Below are 16,359 nucleotides of genomic sequence, written 5' to 3'. Positions count from 1 at the left end.
CCTCGCCTCGTGACAGCCACGACCTGCTCGCGTCCGGACCGTCGTGACGCCTGACAGCGCGCCGACGGTCGCCGCTCCGGTGGTCGCCGTCGTCGGGCCGACGGCGACGGGCAAGTCCGACCTGGCCCTCGACCTCGCCGCGCGGCTCGGTGGTGAGATCGTCAACGCCGACGCCATGCAGTTCTACCGCGGCATGGACATCGGCACGGCCAAGCTGCCCRCCGCCGAGCGGCGCGGCATCGCCCACCACCAGCTCGACGTCTTCGACGTGACCGAGGAGGCCAGCGTCGCCGGCTACCAGGCGGCAGCCCGCGCCGACATCGCCGCGATCCGCGGGCGAGGCCACCGGCCGCTCCTCGTCGGCGGGTCGGGCCTCTACGTCCGAGCCGCCCTCGACCGGCTCGAGATCCCGCCCACCGACGCCGCCGTGCGCGGGCGCCTCGAGGCCGAGGCCGAGGTGGTCGGTGGTGACGCGATGCACGCGCGGCTGCTCGCTCTCGACCCACGGGCTGCCGCCGCGATCCTGCCCGGCAACCGCCGACGGGTGATCCGGGCCCTCGAGGTCATCGAGCTCACCGGCCGCCCGTTCAGTGCGTCGATGCCCACGCGTGAGTTCGTCTCTCCGGCAGTTGTCCTGGGCCTCCGCGTCGACCGTGACGTCCTCGTGGAACGCATCGAGCGGCGTGTCGAGCGCATGTGGGAGGCGGGGCTGCGTGGCGAGACCGAGGCCCTCCTCGCCGTAGGTCTGCGCGACGGTGTCACCGCGAGTCGGGCCATCGGCTACAGCCAGGCCATCGCCGTCGTCGACGGCGCCCTCGACGAGGCCACGGCGCGCAGCGACACGGCTCAGGCGACTCGCCGCTACGCCCGCCGGCAGGAGTCGTGGTTCAGGCCCGACCCCCGCATCGAGTGGCTCGACGCCACGAGCCCGGACCTGCTCGACCGGGCCCTCACGGCAGTTCGTGAGGCGGATGCGCGGGTGCGCGACGGCATACCGGAGAATGACTGACATGACGCGCTTCACCAAGGGCCACGGCACCGAGAACGACTTCGTCCTCGTCCCCGACCTCGAGGGCTCGCTCGAGCTCACCCCCGCCCAGGTGCAACGCATCGCCGACCGGCACGCCGGACTCGGGGCCGACGGCGTCATCAGGGTCGTGCGCGCGGCGCTCTCGACCGACGAGGACGTGCGAGCGCAGTCGCGCGAGGCCGAGTGGTTCATGGACTACCGCAACGCCGACGGCTCGCTCGCCGAGATGTGCGGCAACGGCACGCGCGTCTTCGCCGAGTACCTCCGCCGTGAGGGCCTGGCGTTCGGCTCGACCTTCAGCATCGCCACCCGCGCCGGCGTCAAGACGGTGCGCGTCGTCGAGCAGGGGTATGCCGTCGACCTCGGTCCGTGGCGTCTCGGCGACGAGGAGGGTGCCCGCCGCGACGGTTTCGACGTCATGGTCAAGCCGCGCCACGGCAAGCCCGTGCCGGCACTGACCCTCGACCTCGGCAACCCGCACGCGGTCGTCATGCTGCCCGAGGGCATCGCCCTCGAGAACCTCGACCTCGGTGAGGCGCCCGAACTGCATCCGGAGCCGGCCGACGGGTCCAACGTCGAGTTCGTCCGAGCAGTCGGACCCGGTCACATCGCCATGCGCGTCCACGAGCGTGGGGTCGGCGAGACCCGGTCGTGCGGCACGGGCGCTGCTGCGGCCGCCCTCGCGACGCGCTTCTGGTCCGGGGTGGAGGACCTCAGCCCGTGGACGGTCGACGTGCCGGGTGGGCGCCTCACCGTCACGCCCCTGGCCGGCCAGCGGGTCGAGCTCGCAGGACCCGCGGTCCTCGTCGCCGACGGGGACTTCCCGCTCTGACGACCGTCGGCCCCGTTCGGGTGGTGGAGGCAGCCACCCGGGGCTCGGGATCAGGCCGAACCGGGATCCGGTGGCGCAGCAGGGTCGGTGCCCGCGAGCCTGAAGCCCTCGAACAGCGGACCGCCATGGCGGGCCAGCACGTCGTCGGCGAAGGCGAGCAGCAGTGACACGTCGCCGGCAGCCGCCGTGACGAGTGCCTTCTCGTGCCTCTCCCGCCAAGAGGTGTTCTCGCGCTCGTCGAAGTCGGCGAGCTCGCGCGCCACCCACTTGCCGCGGCCCCACCAGTGACCCGATCCGTGCAGGAGCAGGTGAGCGGCCTCGTCGGCGAGCAGCACGGCGCAGACGAGCCGCTCGTGGGCGTCGTGCGCGTGGGTCACGTCGTCGAGCAGGTCGGTGACGGCATACCTCATCGTGGCGAGGTCGTCGCCGGTGAGCCGGGGAGGTCCCGCGGCGAGCAGCTGCTGCGCCGTCCGCTGCCACTGGGCACCGGACCCGTCGTTGTCGAGGAGGACGACCGAGCGTCCGAGGAGCCGCACCATGGTGGGCCGCCCGCCGGCGACGTCGCGCCGCACGTAGTGGCCGAGCGACGTCTCGGTGTGCACGAAGAGCTCGACCGGCCAGTCGCGGAAGCGCCGCGCATCGCGGTACGGCGCTGGTGGCCCGGGCAGGAGCACGGTCACGTCGAGGTCGGAGCCCGGGGTGGCGGAGCCGAGGACGACGCTACCGCCGAGCCACGCAGCCCCCGCCTCGGGGAACCAGCGGGCCACGAGGGCCCGCGCGTCGTCGACGGCCCCGTCCATGTCAGGCACGGCGCACCTCGAGGATGCGGAACGCCTTGGCGGACGAGAGGCGGGTGCACCTGAGCCCCCAGTCCTGCTCGGTGATCCACCGCTGGAGCGAGTCGGAGCCGAGGTGCTTCTGGACGACGAGGTGCGCGACGCCGTCGTCGGCCAGGCGTGGGAGCCACCGCTCGAGCAGGGCGTGGAGGGCGGGCTTGCCGACGTGGATCGGCGGGTTGGACCAGATCGTCGTGAAGCGCACGTCGTCGGGCACCTCGTCCGGCTCGCAGAAGGTCGTGTTGTCGACCCCCACCGCCGCGGCGTTGGTCCGCGCCAGGTCGAGCGACCGGCGGTTGACGTCGACACCCCAGACCTTGGCGCCGGGGGAGCGGAGCGCGAGGGTCAGCGAGATCGGGCCCCAGCCGCAGCCGATGTCGAGCAGGTCCCCGGTCGGGCTCGGGTCGGGAGCGCCCTGGAGCAGCACGGCCGTGCCCGGGTCGAGGCGGTCGGGGGAGTAGACGCCGCGGGCCGTCGTCAGCGTGTACCGGTGCCCGTCGAGGACGACCTCGATGGTGCGTCGCTCCTCCGGGGTGGCCGGCTCGGCGGTGAAGTAGTGGTCGGTCGGCTCGCTCATCACGGTCACCGTATCGGCCCCGGCCCGTCGACCGCGGCACCCTACCCGCCGTGCCCTGCACGCCGGTTCGGGCACAAACGAGTGGCTCGTGGCGTTCTACGGGTGGGACCATAGGGAGAACATGACGAGCAACCACACGAACCACCCCAGCGACACCGACCGCGCCGTGCAGCGCGAGCGCACCCTCTTCGCCACCCGCGCCGACGCGCTGGCCGAGGAGCTCCACGAGACCGACGAGACGGCATACCCGCTCTACGACGGCGACCAGCTCGACCGCGAGGAGCGCGCCGCGCTCCGCCGCGTCCAGGGCCTGTCGACCGAGCTCGAGGACATCACCGAGGTCGAGTACCGCCAGCTGCGCCTCGAGCGCGTCGTGCTGGCCGGTGTCTGGACCGAGGGCACCGCCGACGACGCCGAGAACTCCATCCGCGAGCTAGCGGCGCTCGCCGAGACCGCCGGCTCGACCGTGCTCGAGGGCGTCGTCCAGCGCCGCCAGAAGCCCGACCCGGCGACCTGGCTCGGCAAGGGCAAGGCGATCGAGCTGCGCGACATCGTCGTCGAGGAGGGCGCCGACACCGTCATCTGCGACGGTGAGCTGGCCCCCAGCCAGCGCCGAGCGCTCGAGGACGTCGTCAAGGTCAAGGTCATCGACCGCACCGCGCTCATCCTCGATATCTTCGCCCAGCACGCCAAGAGCCGTGAGGGCCGCGCTCAGGTCGAGCTGGCCCAGCTCCAGTACCTCCTGCCGCGCCTGCGTGGCTGGGGCGAGTCGATGTCCCGTCAGGCCGGTGGCCGGGTCGCCGGCGGTGAGGGCATCGGCTCGCGTGGACCCGGTGAGACGAAGATCGAGCTCGACCGTCGCCGCATCAACACGAAGATCGCCAAGCTGCGCCGCGACATCAAGGGAATGAAGACGAGCCGCGACACCCGTCGCCACTCGCGCCGGGCCGGCGGCGTCCCGTCGGTGGCCATCGCCGGCTACACCAATGCCGGCAAGAGCTCGCTGCTCAACCGCCTCACCGGCGCCGGCGTCCTCGTCGAGAACCAGCTCTTCGCGACCCTTGACCCGACCGTGCGTCGCACCGAGACCGAGGACGGCCGCGTCTACACGCTCGCCGACACCGTCGGCTTCGTGCGCAGCCTTCCGCACCAGCTCGTCGAGGCGTTCCGCTCGACGCTCGAGGAGGTGGGCGACTCCGACCTGCTCCTGCACGTCGTCGACGGATCGCACCCCGACCCCGAGGGCCAGATCTCGGCCGTGCGCGAGGTGCTCGCAGAGGTCGGTGGCGACCAGATCAAGGAGATCATCGTCGTCAACAAGGCCGACATCGCCGACCCGGAGGTGCTCGACCGGCTCCGCCGCCACGAGAAGCACTGCATCACCGTGTCAGCGCGCACCGGCGCCGGCCTCGACGAGCTGCGTGCCCTCATCGACGAGGAGCTGCCGAAGCCCGACATCGAGGTGGACGTGCTCGTGCCCTACGAGCGCGGTGATCTCATCTCGCGCCTCCACGAGGAGGGTGAGATCCTCCAGAGCGAGCACGTGGCCGAGGGGACCCGGCTGCGCGCCAAGGTCACGCCGAGCATGGAGCCCGACCTCGCGGCATACGCCGTCGTCGCCAGCTGACGGACACCGCCGAAGGGCCCCTCACCGGGCCCTTCGGCATGTCGGTGCCCGGCCGTCGGGGGTGTCGGGGAGGATGAGGAGCATGGCCCTCGAGATCCCGTGCCCCTACTGCGGCACCCAGATGTATGCCGAGCAGGCGCACAACCGCTGCCCGAAGTGCCTCTACATCGAGCCCTGCTGCGACGGCGCGCCGCTGGCCGCCTGTGAGACGCGCGCGCCCGAGCGACAGGCGCCGTGACCGCTCCCGCCGACGGCGGGGCCGTGTGGCTGACGACCGAACGGCTCGTCCTGCGGCGTCCGCGGGCCGACGACCTCGACGACTACGTGCGCCTCCACAGCGACCCGCGCACGTATGCCCACTCGCCCTCGAGCATGCCCAGCCTCGAGCGGTGCCGCGAGAGGCTCGAGGCCGACCTCGCCGACTGGGAGCGGGACGAGCTGGGGTATGCCGCCGTCGTCGACCGCGCGACCGGTGAGGTCGTCGGGTGGGCGGGCTTGCGGCACAAGGACTCCGACGCCTCGAGCCTCAACCTCTACTACCGACTCGCGCACGACCGCCTGGGTGCAGGTCTCGGGAGGGAGATCGCGCGCGCGGTCGTCGCGTGGGGCGTCGAGCACCGCCCGGACGCGCTCGTGACGGCGATGGTCGACGCCGTCAACGCGGCGTCGATGCGCACGGCGGTGTCGGCGGGACTCGTCCAGGTAGGCACCCGGCGGATGAAGGGCGAGCCGGAGAGCGAGCCGATGCCCTACTTCGAGGCGCCGAAGGTCGCGTCCGTGCCTCGAGAGGCGGTCGGCGCCGGGCTCCGGGAGGCCGTCGTGGACCTCTGGGTGCGCGTCAACGACGCCGGTGGCTCCGTCGGCTTCCTGCCCGGGGCGACCCGGCACGACGTGGCGGCCGCGCTCGACGGGCACCTCGACGACGTCCGTGCGCGGCGCTCGCTGCTCTGTGTGCTCAGGGAGCCCGGCGGTTCCTTGCTCGGCATCGGCTTCTGGGAGCACTCGAGAGGCTTCCCCTACGACCACGTCGCCGGGCTGAAGCGGCTCATGGTCGACCCGGCCGCCCAGGGGCGCAACCTCGGCCGCATCTTCCTCGGCGGCATGGTCGGCATCGCCCGACGCGAGCTGCCTTGGGTCGAGCTGCTGCGCCTCGACTACCGCGACGGTCTCGGTCTGGGGGAGTTCTACGTCCGCGCGGGCTGGACCGAGGTCGGTCGGGTGCCACGCGGCCTTCGCCTCAGCGCGAGCGACTACCGCGACGACGTCACGATGGCGCGGCGCGTCGACGGGACTCCGCTGTCGTGAGCGTCGGCGCCCCGCTCGTCGCTCTCACCGCTGCCGCTGCGCTCCACGCCGGGTTCCAGGTCACCGTCACGGCGCTCGTCTACCCGGCGCTCCTCGGCGACGACCATGACTGGGCCCGGCGCCACGCCGCGCACGGCCGCCGGATCGTGCCGCTCGTCGTCGTCACCTACGGAGCCGTGCTGCTGTCAGTGGTCTGGGTGCTGTCCAGCGGTCCGGCATCGCTCAGCGTGGGGGTCGCCGCAGGGGGGTTCGGTGTCATCCTCGTGCTGACCGCCGTGGGCGCAGCGCCACGGCACGGACGGCTCGGACGCGGCTACGACGCCGGTGTCGCGGCCGGCCTGTCCCGCGTCGACCACTGGCGCTGCGCCATGGCCGTCGTCGTGCTCGCCGCTGCGGTCACGGCATCGGTCCAGGGCTGAGGGGCAGGGCTCCGCCGCTGGTTTCGGAGTCGGGGGGCGGAGGGTCCTTCAGGAGGGCCGCGACGCCACGGGCTGTCGCAGTCTCCTGCTCAGGAGCGCGTGGGGGGCCGCGGCCCGTGCCCGTGACACGGTCAGTAGATGGCGCTCGGGACCTTGAAGGCGACGCGGTTGTTGTCGAGGACGCGGTTGGAGATCTTCCGGGTACCGACGTGCCCGTTGCCCTCGCCGGGGTAGAGCCACAGCCACCCGGACGCGTCACGGGCGAGGAGGTCGGCGCGACCGTCGCCGGTGAGGTCACCGGCGCGCAGGACCGCGGTGTAGCCCTGCCATCCGCGTTCGACGAGGACTCCGGCCGCGACCCGGCCGTTGCCGAGCCCTGCGTGGAAATAGAGGTTCCCGGCGGTCGTCATCGAGTAGAGGTCCGCTCGTCCGTCCCGGTTCATGTCGCCTGCGACCGTGACGATGCGGCGGTTGCCGAAACCCGTGCCGACGACCTTGCCGGGGGCGAGACCGAGGGGACCGCGACCGGCGTAGAAGAGGAGCGCGCCGTCCGACCGGCGCCGTGCCATGACGTCGCCGTAGCGGTCGCCGTCGAAGTCCGCGCCCGCCAGGACGCGGTCCATGCCGTTCCAGCCGCTGCCGATACGGAAGCGGCCAAGGTTGGCGGAGTACTCGATCGGGTCGGTGCGGTAGGCCCAGAGGTAGCCCTGGGCGTCACGGACGACGAAGTCCTCCTGCCCGTCGCCGGACATGTCTCCCACCGCCAACGCCGTGGCCCAGCTGCCCCACGAGGCCTTGGCCGACTGTGCGCCGCCCCAGTCGATGCCGCCGTTGAACCCGTCGCGCGTCAGCAGGTAGCCCTGTTCCCGCACGGCGATGTCGCGGTACCGGTCACCGGAGAGCGACACGGGCTGGTAGGTGCCCGGCATGACGGCCGTCTGGGCCGTGGTGAGCGTGCGCGTCACATATCCGGGCGAGCGGACGGTCACCCGAACAGACAGGCGCTTGCCGACATCGAGTCGGGTGAGGGTGTAGGCGTCCCGGGTCGCGCCGTAGATGGGGACACCGTTGCGCAGCCACTGCTGCGTGGTGGTGAACCGGCCGAACAGGTCGTCCGAGAAGGCGTCGGGGTAGGCCTGGGTGGGGCGAACCTCGACGGCGAGCGCGTTGTCGACCTTCAGAGGGGTCGCGGGGATGGTCGCGGTCAGGGACCACGTGCCGACGGTGGGTGTCGGGTCCGACGTGTAGGTCGCGGAGATCCCGGTGGCGGCCTGGCCGACCGACATGCGCAGCGACAGGTGGTGTCCGGCGTCGCCGTCCGTGAGGCGGTGAGACCATKGACGGGTCGTCTCGCCACCGCCGCCGGCGATGGCCACGCCGTCGCGCAGCCACGTGTACGTCGTGCGGATCTCCCCGGCCCTGGCCGCCACGGACGTCGCGAGGCGCTGGTCGTCGTACAGCAGGAAAGCGGGTCCGCCGGGAGAGTAGGTGCGGTCGGCGCTGTAGCCGACGTAGGCCGTACCGGACCCGAGGGTGACCCGCTTCGGCAGGCTGCGAACCGTCTGGGTGTCTCCGGCTGGCGTGGTTGCCGTCGCCTCGCAGGTGAAGGAGGTGCCGAGATCGGAGATCGACACGGTCAGGTACCTCGACGTGACGATCTCGGTCCCGTTGTCGTCGAGCCACCGCCGCGCGATCGTGGTGCCGGGCACCCATCCGGGCCCGCTCCAGGCCTCGCAGGACAGCTGTGAGTGCGCCTGCACCCAGAGCAACTCGGAGGACCCGAAGACCTCTGCGGTGGGATGGAGCAGGTCAGGCACCTCGTCGGCGCTAGCCGTGGGAGAGCCCGCGAGCGCCGCAGGCAACAGTGCCAGTGCCGCGCCGAGGGCCACGAGCCGTCGGCGACGGGTCGAGGACCGGGCGCCGCGCGCCGCTGCAGTCATATGAGCTCCCCTGTAATCGATCCGGTCCGGCACCGGCCACGCTGAGGCTAGTGGCCGCACACGGCATTCGGGGCGAATCCACGCTCACACTTACAGCCCGGCGGTTCGTGGTGCGACGACCGTCAGGACAGGCCGGTGACGGAGCCGTTCTCGTCGATGTCGATGCGTTCGGCGTTGGGGGAGGTCGGCAGGCCCGGCATGGTCCGCATGTCTCCGCAGATCGCGTAGACGTAGCCGGCCCCGACCGCCGCCCGGACCTCGCGCACCGGCATCCGCCACCCGCGCGGGGCTCCGCGCAGCGAGGGGTCGGACGAGATCGACAGGTGCGTCTTGGCGATGACCACGGGCAGCCCGCCGTAGCCGAGCCGTTCGTAGTCCTTGAGCGCCCTGGCCGCCGCCGGGCTGAGGTCGATCCCGTCGGCGCCGTAGATCTGTGTGGCGATGGCCTCGATCTTCTGCTCGAGCGGCAGGTCGAGGGGATAGAGGAACTCGAAGCTCGTCGGCTCGTGCGCGGCCTCGATGACGACCTGGGCGAGCTCCAGCGCTCCCGCCCCGCCCTCGGCGACGTGACGGGTCACCGCTGAGCGGACCCCGAGGCTGTTGCAGAAGCGGCGGATGACGGCGTGCTCGGAGTCGTGGTCGTCGGGGAACGCGTTGATCGCGATGACGGGCTGCACGCCGAAGCGACGCACGATCTCGACGTGCTTGCGAAGGTTGGCCAACCCGGCCTCGACGTCCTTGGGACTCTCCTTGAGCAGGCCCGCGGGCAGGGGTTTTCCGGCCTTGACGGCATACCTCCCCGAATGGGTCTTGAGCGCGCGGACCGTCGCCACGATCACGGCGACGTCGGGCCTGAGCCCGCTGACCCGGCACTTGACGTCGAAGAAGCGCTCGGCTCCCATGTCGGCCCCGAAGCCGGCCTCGGTGATGGCGTAGTCGCTGCCGCGCATGGCGATGAGGTCGGCCGTGACGGACGACGTGCCCGTCGCGATGTTGCCGAACGGCCCGCAGTGGATGATGGCCGGCCCGCCCTCGAGCGTCTGGAGCAGGTTGGGTTTGAGGGCGTCCGCGAGGATCGCCGTCATCGCCCCGGCGGCGTGCAGGTCCTCGGCGCTGACGCCCTTTCCCTCGGTCGTGTAGCCGACGACGATCCGGCCGAGGCGCTCGCGCAGGTCGCGCAGCGAGGTCGCGAGGGTGAGCAGCACCATGACCTCGCTCGCGGCCGTGATGTCGAACCCCGTCTCGCGGGCCACGCCGTCCTGACGTGCACCGAGCCCGATGACGACGTTGCGCAGGGCCCGGTCGTTGACGTCGAGCACCCGGCGCCACGTGATGTTGCGGACGTCGAGGCCGAGCGCGTTGCCGTGGTGCAGGTGGTTGTCGATCATCGCGGCGAGCAGGTTGTGGGCCGACGTGACGGCGTGGAAGTCACCCGTCAGGTGCAGGTTGAGCCGCTCCATCGGGACGACCTGGCTGTAGCCGCCGCCGGCCGCACCGCCCTTGATCCCGAACGTCGGACCCATCGAGGGCTGGCGCAGCGCGACGACGGCACGCTTGTCGAGCCGCTGCAGCGCCTGGGCGAGCCCGACGGAGGTCGTCGTCTTGCCCTCGCCGAGCGGCGTCGGCGTGATCGCGGTGACGACGACGTACTTCGCGTCGGGCTGGTGGGGTGGCTCGTCGAGGACGGCGAGGTCGATCTTCGCGACGTCACGCCCCCACGGCTCGAGGTGGTCGGACGTGACGCCGAGGTCGGCGGCGACGTCGGCGAGCGGACGCAGGGTCGCCGCGTTCGCGATGTCGAGGTCGGTGGGCAGGGGTGCGCTCATACCTCGATACAACCCCCGGACCTGCCTCGGCACAACGAGATCGGCGCAGTCGGTGGCGTGACGTCCGTCCCAGGCCGGCACGTCCGGACGCACGGTCGGAGACGGACGGCTGCGGCTCAGCGCGTCGGGGACCAGCTGGGGTCTCGTCCGAGGTAGCGCAGCAGCCGGTCGACGGCATCACCCTGGACGCCGGGCAGTGCTGCGGCATAGGCGAATCCGCGCAGGGGCTCGACGATCTCGACAGCCACGGCGTACAGCTGCGCGGCGAGCCCGGCGTCCATGGGGGACGGCTGGCCGGTCGCGACCGCGATGTCCCAGGCGTGCACCGCTGCGTCCAGCGCGGCCGCGCCCACGGCGACCGGAGCGACCAGCCGTGCCTGCGGGAGCGGCACGGCGACCGCGGGGTCGTCCGCGCCGACGCGCGAGAAGGCAAGGCGGGATGCCCTGAGCGGCGGGTCGAGCAGCTCGAGCGCGCTCGTCTCCAGGGTGCCCGTGGGGGAGAAGGGGTCGTATGCCGGGAAGTCGCCCTCGCCGAGCATCGCCGCGTAGGCCTGCTGGTCGCCGGCCGCGTGCTGGAGCACCTGCGCCACGGTCCAGTCGGAGCACGGCGTGGGGCCGTCCCACTCGTCCGTGCGCACCGCGGTCACGGTGTCGCGCAGGGCGGTGTGCGCCGCGTCGAGGATCGTCCAAGYGGTCTGCGTCGTGTCCATCGGGGTGCCTCTCTATCGGAATGGTTCGTTCCGTATAGACATTAACGGAATGATGCGTTCCGTTCAAGTGGTACGGTCGGTCCATGCCGAGCCGCACGCCAGGGGAGCCCGCCGCCGACGACGCACGGGACCGACCGCGGCGCGGTCGCCAGGCGGAGGCGGCGCGCAACGACGCTGCCATCGTCGAGGCGGCGCGGGAGGTGCTGCTGCGCGACCCGGAGGCCTCGATGGCCGCGGTCGCGCAGGCGGCCGGAGTCGGTGTCGGTGGTCTCTATCGTCGCTATGCCGGCCGGGACGAGCTGCTGCGGCGGGTGTGCGGCGACGGGCTACGCCGTTTCGCCGAGCTGGCCGAGCGGGCGCTCGCCGACGACCGTGACGCGTGGTCAGCCTTCGAGGACTTCCTCGCCGACGTGGTCGAGGCCGACGTCCACGCCCTGACCGTCCGGCTGGCCGGCACGTTCCGGTCGACGGTCGAGCTGCGCGACCTCGCCGTCCGCGGCGGCGACCTCGTCGACGCCCTCGTGCGGCGGGCGCAGTCCACCGGTCGGCTGCGCCGCGACGTCGAGGCGGCAGACGTCCCCATGCTGCTCGAGCAGCTGACCGCCGTACGCGTCGACGACCCCGCGCGGACCGTCGCCCTCCGGCGCCGCTACCTCCGCCTGCAGCTCGACGCGTTGTGCACGCCGGAGCCCTCGACGCTCGACGCCACCGCGCCGACGGGCACCGAGCTCGGCGAACGCTGGGCACGGAGTCACTGAGCCTCCGAGCCTCCGAGCCTCCGAGCCTCCGCGCCACAGCCACTGCGCGCGACCCGACCGCGGGTCACGCGACGCGGGGGACGGGTGGCACGGCGAGTCGGCCCTGCGGCATACGCTGAGCCAATGCCTCAGCGACCCGCGCTCGACGACCTCCTCCACGCCGCGGTGTCGGGGGTCGGCGGTGTCGAGCGCCCCGGTCAGGTCGAGATGGCCAAGGCCGTCGCCCACGCCATCGACGGCGGCGAGCACCTGCTCGTGCAGGCCGGGACCGGCACCGGCAAGTCGCTCGCCTATCTCGTGCCCGCCGTCGCGCACGCCTTCGAGGCGGGCAAACCGGCGGTCGTCGCGACCGCGACCCTGGCGCTGCAGGCACAGATCGTCGACCGCGACATGCCGCGGGTCGCCGATGCGCTCGCGCCCGTGCTCGGGCGACGACCGACCTACGCCCTCGTCAAGGGGCGGCGCAACTACGTGTGCCTCAACAAGCTCGAGGGTGGCTTCCCCGACGACGAGGACGGACTGCTGTCGGTCGGGCAGGTCGACGCCGCCGTCGGCCGTCTCGGCCAGGAGGTCGTCCGGCTGCGCGAGTGGGCGAGCACGACCGACTCCGGTGACCGCGACGAGCTCGTGCCCGGCGTCTCGGAGCGCGCGTGGCGGCAGGTCTCGGTGTCGGCGCACGAGTGCATGGGCGGCAAGTGCCCGCTCGTCGCCGAGTGCTTCGTCGAGCGCGCCCGCGAGGCCGCCAAGGACGTCGACGTCATCGTCACCAACCACTCCTTCATGGCCATCGACTCCTTCGAGGGCCGACAGATGCTGCCCGAGCACGACGTGCTCGTCGTCGACGAGGCCCACGAGCTCGTCGACCGCGTCACCGCGACGATCACCGACGAGCTGACCGGCACCATGGTCATGACGGCTGCGAAGAAGGCCGGCCGCATGTCCGAGAACACCGCCGCCATGGACGAGGCGGGGGAGATGCTCGCCCAGGCGCTCGAGCCGATCGAGGAGGGGCGGATGCTCGGCATCCCCGACTCCGTCGGCCTCGCGCTCGCCCGGGTGCGTGACACGGCCCGCACCGTCCAGAGCGACCTCAAGCCACCGCCCGGGCAGGAGGCCGACGGCGCCCGCCAGGTGGCCCGCGCCGCCGTCGACGAGATCCACGAGAACGCCGAGCGGATCCTCGAGGAGCGCGAGCTCGACGTCGTCTGGCTCAATCGCGACCAGCGCCGCGGGCCGGTCCTGCGCGTCGCGCCGATGAGCGTCGCCATGCTCGTGCGCGACAAGATCTTCGAGGAGCGCACCGTCGTCCTCACGTCCGCGACGCTCGAGCTCGGCGGCACGTTCGACGCGGTGGCCGGCACGATCGGGCTGCGCGGCGAGGGCGCTCCCACGTGGCAGGGCCTCGACGTCGGCAGCCCCTTCGACTACCCCAAGCAGGCCATCGCCTACGTCGCCGCCCAGCTGCCGCCGCCCGGCCGTGACGGCGCCGGCGACGACACGCTGGACGAGATCGAGGAGCTCGTGCGTGCCGCCGGAGGCCGCACCCTCGGTCTCTTCTCGTCGATGCGGGCGGCCCAGACGGCCGCCGAGGTCATGCGCGCGCGGTTCGGCGACGACATCCCGGTCCTCTGCCAGGGGGAGGACCAGATCACGACCCTCGTGCGCCAGTTCGCGCGCGACCCTCGCACCTGTCTCTTCGGCACGCTCACCCTGTGGCAGGGCGTCGACGTGCCGGGCTCGTCGTGCCAGCTCGTCATCATCGACCGCATCCCGTTCCCACGACCCGACGACCCGCTCGCCTCCGCCCGGTCGCAGGCGATCGCGCGGATGGGCGGCAACGGCTTCATGGCCGTCTCGGCCACCCACGCCGCGCTGCGCCTGGCCCAGGGCGCCGGACGTCTCGTGCGCCGTGCCGACGACCGCGGCGTCGTGGCTTTCCTCGACTCCCGGATGATGACGGCGAGGTATGCCGGCTTCCTCCAGCGCTCGCTGCCGCCCTTCTACCCGACGACCGACAGGAAGATGGTGCTCTCCGCGCTGGCCCGGCTCGACGCCATGGCGCCGCCGCCCGTCCCCGTCGAGGAGCCGGCCCTGCGGTCGCTCACCGGGGCCCGGTCCGACGCCGACGGCACGGAGYACCCGAGGCCGGTCGCGGTGGCCCCGCCTGCTCCGGTCTCCTCGCGCAGCGCGGTGACGTCCGGGCACGCGTGGACCGACGAGCAGGACGAGGAGCTGCGCGACGCAGCAGAGACCGGCATGCAGCTCGACGAGCTCGTCGACCACTTCGAGCTGCCCGAGGAGACGATCGCCGCTCGCGTCGAGCAGCTCGGGCTGACCATCGCGTCGGGCGCCCTCTTCGACTGACACGCCTCAGCGGGCTTCCCGGGATCCCGGGCGTCCCGCGGTGTCGGCGTCGCATGGCAGAGTTGCGGCCATGACCGACCCGGCCATCCTTCCCTTCGTGCTCGTGACCGGCCCCGAGGGCGTCCTCGTCGAGCGGGCCGTCGCCGGCGTCCTCGCCGGCGCCAAGGAGGCCGACGTCGAGGTCATCCGCATCGAGGCCGCGACCTACGAGTCCGGCGCCCTCCAGATGCACGCCAGTCCCTCGCTCTTCGGCGGCGCCAAGACGATCGTCGTGCGCGACCTCCACGAGTCACCCGACGAGCTCCAGCTCGACCTGCTCGCGCTCCTCGCGGCGCCCGACCCCGACGTCGGCCTCGTCGTCGCGCACGGCGGAGGGATGAAGGGCAAGAAGGTCCTCGACACGATGAAGAAGGCCGGGGCCCGCGTCATCGAGTGCCCCGCCATCAAGACCGACCGCGACAAGACCGACTTCGTCATGAAGGAGTTCTCGGCGGCCCGGCGCAAGATCACGAGCGAGGGCGTGCGGGCCCTCATCGAGGCCGTGGGCAAGGACGTCCGCGAGCTCGCCGCCGCCTGCTCCCAGCTCGTCTCGGACACCGAGGGCACGATCGACGACGCCGTCGTCGACACCTACCACGGGGGCAAGGTCGAGGCCACGGGCTTCCGGGTTGCCGACGCGACGATCGCCGGGCACTCCGGGGAGGCGCTGCGCCTGCTCCGACACGCCATCGCCACCGGGGTCGACCCGGTCCCGATCGTCGCCGTCATCGCCTCGCAGCTGCGCCAGCTCATCAAGGTCGGCGCGGCTGGCCGGGGCAGCTCGGCCCAGCTCGCCAAGAGCCTCGGCATGGCTCCGTGGCAGATCGACAAGGCCCGCCGCGCCGTCGGCCACTGGACCGCCGACGGGCTCGCCGTCGCCGTGCAGGCGGTGGCGGCCGCGGACTTCGAGGTCAAGGGCGGCGGCCGCGACCCCGTGTACGCCGTCGAGCGGGCGATCCTGACCATCTCCCGGGCGCGAGCGGCCCGCTGAGGTCGAGCTCACCGGACGACCGCGCGGACCGCGCCGGACGGCATACCTCCGGTTTGGTCGAGCGCCCCGCCCGCTGGTAACTTTGACCCTTGCGTGCGCGCTCAGGTCGTGCGCGCATGCATGCACCATCCAGAGCCGCTCACGCAGGGTGTCCCCACGCCCGGTCCCGAGCAGCTTTGCCGCCCTCTAACGGCAACCATCCGACCGAACGAAAGAAACCATCAACGTGGCAAACATCAAGTCGCAGCTCAAGCGCATCAAGACGAACGCGACGCGCACCGAGCGCAACAAGGCCGTCAAGAGCGAGCTTCGCACGTGGGTCCGCAAGGTCCGCGAGGCCACGGCCTCCGGCGACAAGGACGCTGCTGCCGAGGCCCTCAAGACCGCCTCGAAGAAGCTCGACAAGGCTGTCAGCAAGGGTGTCATCCACCAGAACCAGGCTGCCAACAAGAAGTCGGCGCTGGCGAAGAAGGTCGCGTCGCTCTGACGCACCACCCTCTCGTCTGAACGGGCCCGTCACCTCGTGGTGACGGGCCCGATCTGCGTCTCAGCCGTGGTGGGCGCGCGCGGCGGCCACGACCTCCTCGTAGCGGTCGCGGGGGAGCACAGCACCCTCGCGCCGCACCCCGTCGGGGTCGACCCGGACGAGCCGGTTGACCCGGACCTCGCTCGGGCGCCCTCGGCCGTCCCACGCGCCGGTGCCGATGTCGACCCACTCGCGGCCCGAGCGACGCTCCTGCTGCTCGTCGCGGTCGTGGTCCTTGCTCGTCAGGGGCAGTGCGACGAGCCAGTCGCCCTCGCGTCCGATGACGAGCACCGGCCGGTCCTTGCCCTGGCTGTGGTCCTCCTCGTAGGGCACCCAGGTCCAGACGATCTCGCCGGGATCGGGGCGGCCGTCGGGTCGCGGCGCATACGTCGTGTCCGGCAGGGTCGTCGCGTCACCGGGGTAGGGCCTCGCGGTGGCGGACGGTGTCGAGGTGGCAGCCGGACGCTGGGGCGCGCTGGGCGCGGACGAACGGGTGCGCGTCGTTGAGGGCGAGGCTCGCACGAGGCCGCGCAGGCGACCGACCAGGCGTTCGAAGGTGCTGGGCATGGGAATCACCGT

General features: G+C 72.3%; 16 protein-coding genes. 10 read left to right on the top strand and 6 right to left on the bottom strand.

The genetic code is table 11. The features are described 5' to 3' along the window. The first annotated feature begins 43 nt into the window (after window positions 1-43). Together miaA and dapF are read left to right on the top strand one after the other, a co-directional pair. Window positions 44-1,009, top strand: a complete 966-nt coding sequence (gene miaA, locus AB4Y83_RS15640; protein ID WP_442297429.1) for a tRNA (adenosine(37)-N6)-dimethylallyltransferase MiaA — start codon at window positions 44-46, stop codon at window positions 1,007-1,009. 1 nt (window position 1,010) lies between these two features. Further along, window positions 1,011-1,862, top strand: coding sequence for a diaminopimelate epimerase (gene dapF, locus AB4Y83_RS15635; RefSeq protein ID WP_442274713.1), 852 nt, complete (start codon window positions 1,011-1,013; stop codon window positions 1,860-1,862). A 50-nt stretch (window positions 1,863-1,912) separates the two neighbouring features. Here dapF and AB4Y83_RS15630 read toward each other — a convergent pair whose 3' ends face one another. After that, window positions 1,913-2,662 (bottom strand): nucleotidyltransferase domain-containing protein, encoded by a 750-nt coding sequence (locus AB4Y83_RS15630; RefSeq protein ID WP_442274878.1) that lies wholly within the window; start codon window positions 2,660-2,662, stop codon window positions 1,913-1,915. 1 nt (window position 2,663) lies between these two features. Further along, window positions 2,664-3,275 (bottom strand): class I SAM-dependent methyltransferase, encoded by a 612-nt coding sequence (locus tag AB4Y83_RS15625; RefSeq protein WP_442274712.1) that lies wholly within the window; start codon window positions 3,273-3,275, stop codon window positions 2,664-2,666. A 121-nt stretch (window positions 3,276-3,396) separates the two neighbouring features. Here AB4Y83_RS15625 and hflX point away from each other — a divergent pair, with 121 nt between their 5' ends. The 4 genes from hflX (at window position 3,397) to AB4Y83_RS15605 (ending at window position 6,626) form a co-directional block, all read left to right on the top strand. Further along, window positions 3,397-4,902, top strand: coding sequence for a GTPase HflX (gene hflX / locus AB4Y83_RS15620; protein WP_442274711.1), 1,506 nt, complete (start codon window positions 3,397-3,399; stop codon window positions 4,900-4,902). 82 nt (window positions 4,903-4,984) lie between these two features. Then, window positions 4,985-5,140: a hypothetical protein gene (locus AB4Y83_RS15615; protein ID WP_020142601.1), complete on the top strand. Its 156-nt coding sequence runs from the start codon at window positions 4,985-4,987 to the stop codon at window positions 5,138-5,140. After that, window positions 5,137-6,207 (top strand): GNAT family N-acetyltransferase, encoded by a 1,071-nt coding sequence (locus tag AB4Y83_RS15610; RefSeq protein WP_442274710.1) that lies wholly within the window; start codon window positions 5,137-5,139, stop codon window positions 6,205-6,207. Before AB4Y83_RS15615 ends, AB4Y83_RS15610 begins: the two co-directional genes overlap by 4 nt. Continuing rightward, window positions 6,204-6,626, top strand: a complete 423-nt coding sequence (locus AB4Y83_RS15605; RefSeq protein WP_442297428.1) for a hypothetical protein — start codon at window positions 6,204-6,206, stop codon at window positions 6,624-6,626. Before AB4Y83_RS15610 ends, AB4Y83_RS15605 begins: the two co-directional genes overlap by 4 nt. 131 nt (window positions 6,627-6,757) lie before the next feature. Here the strand turns inward: AB4Y83_RS15605 and AB4Y83_RS15600 are convergent, their stop codons facing one another. The 3 genes from AB4Y83_RS15600 to AB4Y83_RS15590 form a co-directional block, all read right to left on the bottom strand. After that, the gene (locus tag AB4Y83_RS15600) at window positions 6,758-8,566 is read right to left on the bottom strand and encodes an FG-GAP repeat domain-containing protein (protein ID WP_442297427.1); all 1,809 of its coding nucleotides are present in this window, start codon (window positions 8,564-8,566) and stop codon (window positions 6,758-6,760) included. 122 nt (window positions 8,567-8,688) lie between these two features. Next, complete coding sequence (locus tag AB4Y83_RS15595; protein ID WP_442297426.1) at window positions 8,689-10,392, bottom strand: formate--tetrahydrofolate ligase; 1,704 nt, start codon at window positions 10,390-10,392, stop codon at window positions 8,689-8,691. 116 nt (window positions 10,393-10,508) lie between these two features. Next, window positions 10,509-11,102 carry a TIGR03086 family metal-binding protein gene (locus tag AB4Y83_RS15590; protein WP_442297425.1) on the bottom strand — a complete coding sequence of 198 codons (594 nt, stop codon included), beginning with the start codon at window positions 11,100-11,102 and terminating at the stop codon, window positions 10,509-10,511. 83 nt (window positions 11,103-11,185) lie between these two features. On the opposite strand from AB4Y83_RS15590, the gene AB4Y83_RS15585 reads away from it, so the two are divergent. The 4 genes from AB4Y83_RS15585 to rpsT all read left to right on the top strand — a co-directional run bounded on the left by AB4Y83_RS15585 (window position 11,186) and on the right by rpsT (window position 15,741). Further along, the gene (locus AB4Y83_RS15585; RefSeq protein ID WP_442274705.1) at window positions 11,186-11,860 is read left to right on the top strand and encodes a TetR family transcriptional regulator; all 675 of its coding nucleotides are present in this window, start codon (window positions 11,186-11,188) and stop codon (window positions 11,858-11,860) included. A gap of 123 nt (window positions 11,861-11,983) precedes the next feature. Next, entirely contained in the window at window positions 11,984-14,224 is a 2,241-nt protein-coding gene (locus AB4Y83_RS15580; RefSeq protein WP_442297424.1) for an ATP-dependent DNA helicase, read from the top strand. Window positions 14,225-14,294: 70 nt separating this feature from the next. Continuing rightward, entirely contained in the window at window positions 14,295-15,254 is a 960-nt protein-coding gene (gene holA / locus AB4Y83_RS15575; RefSeq protein ID WP_442297423.1) for a DNA polymerase III subunit delta, read from the top strand. Between the two features lie 226 nt (window positions 15,255-15,480). After that, window positions 15,481-15,741: a 30S ribosomal protein S20 gene (gene rpsT, locus AB4Y83_RS15570; protein ID WP_020142594.1), complete on the top strand. Its 261-nt coding sequence runs from the start codon at window positions 15,481-15,483 to the stop codon at window positions 15,739-15,741. A 60-nt stretch (window positions 15,742-15,801) separates the two neighbouring features. Here the strand turns inward: rpsT and AB4Y83_RS15565 are convergent, their stop codons facing one another. Next, window positions 15,802-16,347 carry a type II toxin-antitoxin system PemK/MazF family toxin gene (locus tag AB4Y83_RS15565; RefSeq protein WP_442297422.1) on the bottom strand — a complete coding sequence of 182 codons (546 nt, stop codon included), beginning with the start codon at window positions 16,345-16,347 and terminating at the stop codon, window positions 15,802-15,804. Window positions 16,348-16,359: the final 12 nt, after the last annotated feature.

Source organism: Terrabacter sp. RAF57, assembly GCF_052113925.1.
Lineage (GTDB): Bacteria > Actinomycetota > Actinomycetes > Actinomycetales > Dermatophilaceae > Terrabacter.
The sequence above is the reverse complement of the archived record's forward strand: the minus strand, read 5'-3'. Positions and strand labels throughout refer to the sequence as shown.